Raw genomic sequence first — 4,252 nt, forward strand, 5'->3', positions numbered from 1 at the left:
GTCATAAGAATCGGCAGCTTCTCCAAGACCCTCTCGGCTTCATTCCGCTGCGGCTATATTGCGGCGCGCCCGGATTGGATCGACAAGCTCATGGATCTGCGCATCGCCACCGGTTTCGCGAGCAGCCGCCTGACGGAGGAACTCGTCTTCGCCGTCCTGGGCAGCAGCGGCTACCGGAAGTACCTGGACGCCTTGCGCGCGCGGCTTGCCAAAGCCATGACGCCCACGGTGGCGCGTCTGGAATCGCTCGGTATCAAGCCCTGGGTGATGCCGAAGGCCGGCATGCTCGTCTGGTGCCGGCTCCCGCATGGGCTCGACGCCGCCGACGTGGCGCGTCATGCATTGAGTGAAGGTGTCGTACTCGCCCCGGGCGACGTGTTCAGCGCCTCGCACACCGCCTCTGGCTTCATGCGCTTGAACGTGGCTCAATGCGCGGACGACCGGACCTTTGCTGTGATCGAAAAGGCGATGCGGCAGGCCGGATGAGGTGAGGGCGATCGGAAGGAACCAAGGCGATGGCAGGACATGACGAGGTGCGGAACGGGCAATGCCGGTGCGGCCAAGTAAAGTTTCGCGCGAGGGGCGCACCCATCGTCACCATGGCCTGCCATTGCACGGGCTGTCAGCGCATGACCGCAAGCGCTTTTTCTCTGAGCGTCCTTTATCCGAGCGACCAATTCGAAATCGTGGAGGGCGAGCCCGTCATCGGCGGCCTGCACGGAGCTACGCGCCACTTCTTCTGCGCTCATTGCAAGAGCTGGCTGTTCACCCGGCCCGAAGGCATGAACGAGCTCGTCAACCTGCGCACCACCATGCTCGATAAAGCAGTCGATCTCGCTCCGTTCATCGAAACCTGGACGCGCGAGAAGCTGCCCTGGGCCACGACGCCCGCGATTCACAGCTTCGAGGCTCTGCCACCGATGGAGCAATATCCTGCCCTGGTCGCCGAGTTCTCGGAGCGCAGAGGGCCTCGGTGAGGCGGGTATGCATCGAAGCCTCGGACATGAATTCGCGCTCACGTCCGAGGGTCATCCTTTGTAACGGTCGTGAGAATCACGATACCGGCGGAGTGGCTTCCCTAACCGGCCCGCGGGGAGCCGCGGGCTTGCGGCCGCGGTATTTCGAGGAGACCGCCAGCGGAGCGAGGCTCACGGTGACGGGGTTCGGGTAGTGTTCCAGGGTCGAGCCCGTCGCGGCGTCGACGCCCATGCCGATGATGCCTCCGACGAGGATGTTGCCCGCGAAGCCTGCGGCTCCGCTGCCTGCGACCCGCGTTTGGACCATGACGTCCTGGGGAGCATAGCCATCTTTGGAGAAGCTGGCGACGAACTCGGATTTCCGGTCGACTTGCAGCGTGCAGGGTGTGGTCGGGCAGGTGAGGCCCGTAGACGTCCGCATGGCCGCCGGCGGCTCGGAGTCGAATGTGATCTGTTCGGTCGTGCCGCGTGTGACTGTCGCGCAGGCGCCCAAGGAGAGGCTGCCCGCAAGAACTGCGAGAAGTGAAATGCGCATATTGCCCCCAAGAAAATGGCTCCCACTTGTGCGCAAAGCGCCGTTCGAGAGCTCACGATCCGGACGCTAGATCGGAGGGCATTCGTCTGACAATTCATATTCTAAGAGTTCGATCTAACGTTGGGGCAGTGTGCTTTCGAGAATACACTCCTGTAACCTATCCAACCGGATCGAGCGGTGAATTCGCGAACAATGTAGCGGCAGCCGTGCGGGCCGAAGGGCAGGGTGGATGCGGGCCGGAAACGGTGCGTCGCGTCGATGTTGGTGCGTGGTGGATGAATTGACCAGCCCAACGAGAACGTTGCCTCAGGGCAGGGAGGCTGTAATTAGGATTCCGGCCCTGCCCCAGTCCGCATGGTGACAGATGGAACCGCTCGAATTCCGTTCCGACTACGCAAATTCCCGGAAAGGATTGTCGGAGCTGACACGGCTCATAGACGACGTCTTCGAGGTCGATGTTTCGCCCCTCGACCGGTTGGGCCATGATCCGAGCATCGTCGCGTTCGGTTGGTGGTTTGGGGATGAGCTGGTCGCCAATGTGAGCCTCTATGAGCGGCGGCTATGGCTCATGGGAGAACAGGTCCGAGGTTTCGGCGTCCAATCCGTCGCGGTTCGACCCGAATGGCGCGGGAAAGGTCTCTTTCGCGATCTCATGGAGAGAGCGCTCGGCTTTGCCGATGCGCGGGCGGATCTCGTGATTCTGGGAACGGGCACGCCGGACCTCTACACGCCGTTCGGCTTCCGTCAGATCACGGAAACGACGTTCAGCGCCGGCTTGGCTCCAAAGCAGGCGAGGTCAGGCTATCGGGTTTTGACCCTCGCCGAGGACCGGGATGTCGCGTTGCTCAAGGATCTCTTCGCCCGTCGGAGCCCAACGTCGCTGGTAGCATCGGCCTGCGACCACCCGGCCTTGTTCATGCTGAAGGCGGTCACGTCGCCTGAGATCGAATTGATCCACCTGTCGGAGCTCGACGCGATCGTCGCGGTCGAAGGACGGCAGGGATCATCGATGACACTGCTCGATCTCGTTGCGCCATCGATCCCGTCGCTCGACGCAATCGTTTCGGCGCTGGGCTATGCCGGCGAGCGGATCGATGTGCATCTGACGCCTGATCGGCTCTCGTGGACACCAGAGCAGGAAACACGGATCGATAACGGCCACATGGTTCGCGGCGTCTTCGCACCAGAAGCGCATTCTTTCATGTTGTCCGGGATGCAGATTTAACCCGACATGCCCGCCAGGTCGACGAGGCAGGGGACGGGGTGGAGGCCACATCAGATGTTGCAACCAGATTGAAATGTCTCAGGTTTTGGCAAAGTAGAAATGTCCCAGGGCTCTACGGAGCCTCTGCCGGGGCTGCGGAGACTTCAACGATCGCAGCAGCCCCGGCAGAGGCGGTGGCATGGGCGTTCTTGGCTGCGATGTACCGGTCGACGAAGGAGATCGGGCCGCGGCGCCCCCGCCGTCGGGCAGCATAGCCACCCGCTTGGCTGTTCGTCTTGGGGCGCACAGGCCTGAGCTCATCCTGGCGCGCTTTCACCCAGCTCAGGGCTTCTGACAGCCGCTTGTTCTCGACAATCGCCGCCTGCGTGACCCGCTGGTCTTTATCGAACATGCGATAAGGCAGAGCGATGCCTTGCCAGCGGACCTCGAGCCTCCCGTCCGGGAATTCGTACGTCTCGACGTATTTGCCGGCCAATCCTACGCTCAGCGGCGTCTCGTCCAGAATGATCCGCTTGCGGTCGTAGGAGAGCGCCAGGTGCTGCGTGACATAGCGCTGCTCGCGCCAGGCCAGGATCGTGTCGAGGTGGGCGGGCGCGTGCTCCAGTGGGCGATGCCAATCCTCCGATCGCGCGGGGGCAACGGCAAAACGCTCGTTGAAGCGCGCCACAAAGGCTGGAAGGTAGGCGTTCGCCGCCTCAAGCGTTGAGATCCCCTCAAGCCGGAGTTCCTTCACCAACCGGTCCTGCAAGGTGCGGTTCACCCGCTCCACCCGCCCCTTCGCCTGGCTCGAGTTCGCGCACAGGATCTCGATCCCCAGCTCACTCAGCGCACGCCCGAACTGGGTCATGCCTTGACCGCCCTGGGCCTGCGCCTTTGACACGCGAAAGATCGAGTGTTTGTCGGAATAGAAGGCGAGGGGCCGCCCGTGGCTGATCAGATAGCTCTTGAGCGTCTCAAAATACGCAAAGACGCTCTCGGATGGAACGAACCGCAGCGCCACCAACCGGCTGGTCGCATCATCGATGAAGACGATCAGCGTGCATCGCGGGCCGCGATCCTCGAACCAGCGGTGCTCACTGCCGTCGATCTGCACCAACTCGCCAAAGTGATCGCGGCGCAGACGCGGCTGATGCAGCTGACGTCGCTGCTTGCGCGATAACCAAAGGCCTTCCTCCCGCATCCATGTGCGCAGCGTCTCCCGCGAGACCCTCAGGCCATGCCGCTCCAGAAGCATCTGGCTTGCCAGGGTCGGCCCAAAGTCCCGGTAGTTCTCCGTGACGTAGGCGATCGCCATCTGGCGCACATGCGGCCCCAACCCACGATTGGAAGGCCGTCCACGGGCCCGGTGACGTAAGCCAGCCGCACCATGCTCGGTAAACTGCCGGGCCAGCCGATGCGCCTGGCGCCGGGTGATCCCCATAAGGCCGGCCGCCGCGGTCATCGTCAGGCGACCTGCCACCACCGATGCCAGCACCTCAGCGCGGCGAAGCTCCCGTTCGCTCATCTCCACCCAGC

The 4,252-nt window shown here is 63.0% G+C and carries 5 protein-coding genes; 3 read left to right on the top strand and 2 right to left on the bottom strand.

Annotated features, from left to right (window positions below; all coding sequences use genetic code 11):
- A partial coding sequence (locus tag OC446_RS29520; protein WP_262032466.1) for an aminotransferase class I/II-fold pyridoxal phosphate-dependent enzyme occupies positions 1-486 on the top strand: 486 nt, incomplete at its 5' end.
- A 29-nt stretch (positions 487-515) separates the two neighbouring features.
- Positions 516-977, top strand: coding sequence for a GFA family protein (locus tag OC446_RS29525; RefSeq protein WP_262032467.1), 462 nt, complete (start codon positions 516-518; stop codon positions 975-977).
- Positions 978-1,053: 76 nt separating this feature from the next.
- Here OC446_RS29525 and OC446_RS29530 read toward each other — a convergent pair whose 3' ends face one another.
- Complete coding sequence (locus tag OC446_RS29530) at positions 1,054-1,512, bottom strand: translation initiation factor 2 (protein WP_262032468.1); 459 nt, start codon at positions 1,510-1,512, stop codon at positions 1,054-1,056.
- A 364-nt stretch (positions 1,513-1,876) separates the two neighbouring features.
- Between OC446_RS29530 and OC446_RS29535 the strand changes: the two genes are divergently transcribed.
- On the top strand, positions 1,877-2,737 hold the full coding sequence (locus OC446_RS29535; protein WP_262032469.1) for a GNAT family N-acetyltransferase: 861 nt from the start codon (positions 1,877-1,879) through the stop codon (positions 2,735-2,737).
- Between the two features lie 112 nt (positions 2,738-2,849).
- On the opposite strand, the gene OC446_RS29540 is transcribed toward OC446_RS29535, so the two are convergent.
- Positions 2,850-4,247, bottom strand: a complete 1,398-nt coding sequence (locus OC446_RS29540; RefSeq protein WP_315986563.1) for an ISNCY family transposase — start codon at positions 4,245-4,247, stop codon at positions 2,850-2,852.
- Between the last annotated feature and the right edge of the window lie 5 nt (positions 4,248-4,252).

Source organism: Microvirga sp. Mcv34 (assembly GCF_024519725.1).
GTDB lineage: Bacteria > Pseudomonadota > Alphaproteobacteria > Rhizobiales > Beijerinckiaceae > Microvirga.

Bases quoted from the DNA above. Each gene is read 5' to 3' on its own strand.
- OC446_RS29530 (WP_262032468.1), bottom strand. From the start codon at position 1,512: ATGCGCATTTCACTTCTCGCAGTTCTTGCGGGCAGCCTCTCCTTGGGC.
- OC446_RS29535 (WP_262032469.1), top strand. From the start codon at position 1,877: ATGGAACCGCTCGAATTCCGTTCCGACTACGCAAATTCCCGGAAAGGA.
- OC446_RS29525 (WP_262032467.1), top strand. From the start codon at position 516: ATGGCAGGACATGACGAGGTGCGGAACGGGCAATGCCGGTGCGGCCAA.